Annotated in this window: 1 protein-coding gene and 1 pseudogene; both read left to right on the top strand. The window is 58.5% G+C overall.

The window, feature by feature from the left end; genetic code table 11:
• Positions 1-137: 137 nt before the first annotated feature.
• On the top strand, positions 138-2,444 hold the full coding sequence (locus tag EOA28_RS26985; protein ID WP_126080685.1) for a S9 family peptidase: 2,307 nt from the start codon (positions 138-140) through the stop codon (positions 2,442-2,444).
• Between the two features lie 725 nt (positions 2,445-3,169).
• Positions 3,170-4,143 (top strand): annotated as a pseudogene (locus tag EOA28_RS26980) (hypothetical protein); the annotation flags it as partial.

Here is a 4,143-nt window from a genome sequence, read left to right as displayed (position 1 = left end):
GAGCGCCCCTGTTGCGCGTGCCTGGCTGCACCCGCGTGCTGGCTCTCCTCCAAGGCGACGCTCGGCGCTGCTGCAGACCGGCGACGAGAACCCAACTTCAAAATTAGCATTCCGAAAACCGAAAGAAGTGAACAGGTATGTCCAGGATCGGCGCTTTGACGCGCGCGGCATGGCGATCGGCAACTCAGACGCTGGCCAAGGGTTCGAAAAGTTTACACCCGACGCTAGCGCCGGCCGATTTCAAGCGCGCACTTACGATCAACGATCGATATGGCGGGCTCACTGTCAATGTCCCCAAAATGCCTTTCTGGCTGACCGGGGGTGAAGCCTTCGTCTACCGCCGGACTAGCCACGGCGAGCAGCAGTTCATGCAGGTCGATGCTGCCACGGGTTTCAAGCGGCCCGCTTTCGATCAGGCGCGTCTGGCGGCAGCGCTAAACAAGGTGAGCCATGAGAGCTATCAAGCCGGCAATCTTCCGTTCGACCGTTTCGAACTGAGTGAGGATGGTCGCAGGCTCGACTTCCAGATTGAAGACACCCGGTGGAGCTGCGACCTTGCAAGCTATGACTGTACCAGCACCACATTCGATGCAAGGAAAGGGGACCGTAGGGAGCTCAGCCACCGCTACACGCCGCCAGCGGAGAACAACCCCGACAAGAGCAACGCGTCGCCCGACGGCAAATGGATCGCCTATATCAAGAACTGCAACGTTTTCCTGCGCAGCGAGGACGGATTGCAGGATGTTCCTCTGAGCCGGGACGGAGCCGAAGGCAATTGCTACGTCTTTTCGACGCTGAGCTGGTCGCCGGACTCGCGCCACCTCGCCGCTTACCTTGTTCGCCCCGGCTATAGGCGAGAGGTCCGCTACCTCAATTCATCGACGGACCAGTTGGAGCGGGAATATTCAACAATATTCTATCCCAGGCCGGGCGATGTCCTTCCGCTGCCCCAACCAGTCCTGTTCGACATTGCCGGCCGGCGCCAGATCGTGATTGACGGTGCCCTCTTCTCGAACGTCTTCGAACTTTCCCCTCTCCGGTGGTGGGCGGACAGCCGCGGCTTCACTTTCGAATATAACCAGCGCGGGCATCAGCTCTATCGCTTGGTCGAGGTAGACGCCGCCTCGGGCCGCGGGCGCTCCCTGATCGATGAGACCAGCGAGACATTCGTGGATTATTTGCCGCTGGGGCATGGCCAGGAGGATGCCGGAAAAATCTTCCGTTACGATGTCGATGACGGGAAGGAGATCATCTGGGCATCAGAGCGCGACGGGTATGAGCATTTGTATCTTTTCAACGGCCGGACAGGCGCGCTCGAAAACCAGATCACCCGAGGTGAGTGGGTCGTCCGGAGGGTCAACCATGTCGATCCGGTGAAGCGTCAGATCTGGTTCGAGGCGAGCGGGATGAACTCGCAGGAGGACCCCTATTGGGTCCATGCTTACCGCATCGGCTTTGACGGCAAGGGACTGACTGCACTGACGCCCGAACCGGCCAACCACCATATCGAGTTCTCGCCTGACAGGCGCTATTATGTCGATCTCTGGTCACGCATCGATCTGCCCCCGCGCATGGCACTCTACCGCGCCAGCGACAATGCCAAGCTCCAGCAGATCGAGACGGCCGACATTTCCGAGCTCGTCGCCGCAGGCTGGCAGCCGCCGCTCAGTTTCCATTCCAAGGGGCGCGACGGCAAAACTGACATCTGGGGTGTGCTCCACCTGCCAGCCAACTTCGACCCGACGAAGAAATACCCGGTTGTGGAGAATATCTATGCTGGACCCCACGGCTCCTTCGTCCCAAAATCCTTCTCGCGGTGGACAGAGCCGCTCACGCAGCTGGGCTTCGTCGTTGCTCAGATCGACGGCATGGGCACCAACAACCGCTCCCGCGCCTTCCATGATGTTGCTTGGAAGAATCTGAAGGACGCAGGATTTCCCGATCGCATTCTGTGGCACAAGGCGGCGGCCGCGCAATATCCATGGTACGACATATCCAACGTCGGCATTTTTGGCGCATCCGCCGGCGGCCAGAGTGCAGTCAGCGCGCTGCTCTTTCACCCCGATTTCTACAAGGTCGCCGTCGCCAAAAACGGCTGCTTCGACAACAGGATAGACAAGACCTGGTGGAATGAACTGTGGATGGGGTGGCCGGTCGGCATTGAATATTCGCAATCCTCCGCCGTTGACAATGCTCACAGGCTGCAGGGCAAGCTGATGATCGCGGTCGGCGAAATGGATGATAATGTCGATCCGTTTTGCTCGTTCCAGCTTGCCGATCGACTCATCAAGGCAGGAAAAGATTTTGACATTGTCTACGTTCCTGGTGCCAATCACCATACTCTAGGCACCTACACCGAGCGCAAACTCCTAGACTTCTTCGTTCGCAACATTCTCGGTCAGACCCCGCCCGACTGGAACAGCAAACCGATCGAGCTGGAGTAGCTTGTGGCTCTTGCAATTGTTAGCTCGCCTTATCGGCTGTAATCAGGGCGAGGCGCGAGCAAATCTGCACCGAAGGACGATCGTGGAGTCTAGGACTTGCGCTGCGTATTGAGGATAGGCTCGCCGCGACGTTGGTCTGAGCAAACTGCTTGATAGGCACGCCTGCAGACCGCGTGTGTGCGATTGCAAGATCCCCTATCAGCCTGGTGTGAAGCGTTCAGGGGAAAAGCCGCACCCAACGCCGCTTCCGCTCGCCGTAACGCTACGGCGGTGCGGCCCACCCGATCCGCTCGACGAGCATAGGAACACATAGGTCCCCGAACGGACGATTACCTTGGCAATAGAAGACCCTCGTCGGTCATCGCCGCTGTGGGTGGCAGCCCGTCGGTCTGGAGCTGCCACGATTCTCATCCTCGCGTCACATATGAGCTGAAGCTTTCCGGATCGGGTATCCAATCGGCATCCAGTTGCTCGGCGATATGGTTGAATTCTACCTCAGGACAAGAGTGAGTAGAGCAGCCCCGCTACGAAAATCCTATCCTGGTTCGTTTGACGCATCGACTATTCAGATTGATTGGCGTGATACCCGGCGCGGCCGCAACACGCTAGGCCGTCAACCGCTGAGCAGAAAACCAGCCTTCGCCTTCCGCGGCGGCGGACCTCGTCAGCCTTTCGAAAGCTTGCCTGAGTAGGTTGCTCATGTGATCTGTGGAAGTGAGGCTAGCGTGCACCCGTACAAACTGGACATTCATCGTAGCAGCTTGGCTGCAGGTGCAGCACGCCGTACCGCACGAGCAAGCGGACAAGCCGGCCAAGCCGGTTTTGAGCAGCACTTGGGCGAATTGCAGGCGGCGGATGAGTTGATGAGTGCACCAGGCGAGGATGTCCTCGTCAATGGCTCGCATGGCAAAGGTGAGTTGAGACCAACGAAGAGGCAGAGGATCCAAAGCAATCTGCAGCATGCTGTCACTGAGCGGCAACCAGGTCAGGTTGGTGACTCAGGCGCTCGCGCGATGATGCAACTCCCTGCCCATCAGGTGGGTACATCGGAACGGGAGGCGCAGCTCGCGATGCAGGGGGATGAGCACGAATACACCCCAGCGCCGCATCTCGATGGGTCGATGCCCTCGACAGTGCAGCCGGATCGTCCAATTGTGGCCCCCGACGGTGCCGACAAGCGTCCTGTTTATTCCAACGATGCCACCGCCATCGAAGGGCTGAAGTCTGCACTCCTTGCGGGTAAAGCCAGGCCGGACACGGTCACTCGCAGCGCAAATTCTCTTTTCGGCTTTAGTCGTTGGCTCTTTCAAAACAAAAAGCCAGGGTTTGCTGCTCGGCTTTACCATCCGTCGCTGAGCCAGGATCTCGAGGAGTACGAGAGTAGGGGTGGTTCCTCCACAGTGGCTGGCGCACTGCGTCAACTGATGAAGCCGATAGGCGGAGCCGCCCCGATTGTGGGTCGCGCTGTCCTGAACCCCCATCCTGACGACGCCGCGCTCACTAGACATTTCAGATCCGCGAGCGGCTACGCAACTGCTCTTAACCATTTCAGTCATTACCTACGTCAAAATGACAAGCTCGGGATTGCGGGCCGGATTTACGATGAATCGCTGGATAAAGATGTTGAGAGCTACAAGGCCGCCTCCTCTACTCGTGGAGCTCCGATCGAATCTGCACTGGTTTATATCCGCAAGCACCC

Origin of the sequence: Mesorhizobium sp. M2A.F.Ca.ET.067.02.1.1 (assembly GCF_004023285.1) — a bacterium.
Taxonomy (GTDB): domain Bacteria; phylum Pseudomonadota; class Alphaproteobacteria; order Rhizobiales; family Rhizobiaceae; genus Mesorhizobium.
This window is presented reverse-complemented; position numbering and strand designations above follow the sequence as displayed.

Excerpts from the sequence above, each read along its gene's own strand:
- EOA28_RS26985 (WP_126080685.1), top strand. The coding sequence starts at position 138 with ATGTCCAGGATCGGCGCTTTGACGCGCGCGGCATGGCGATCGGCAACT.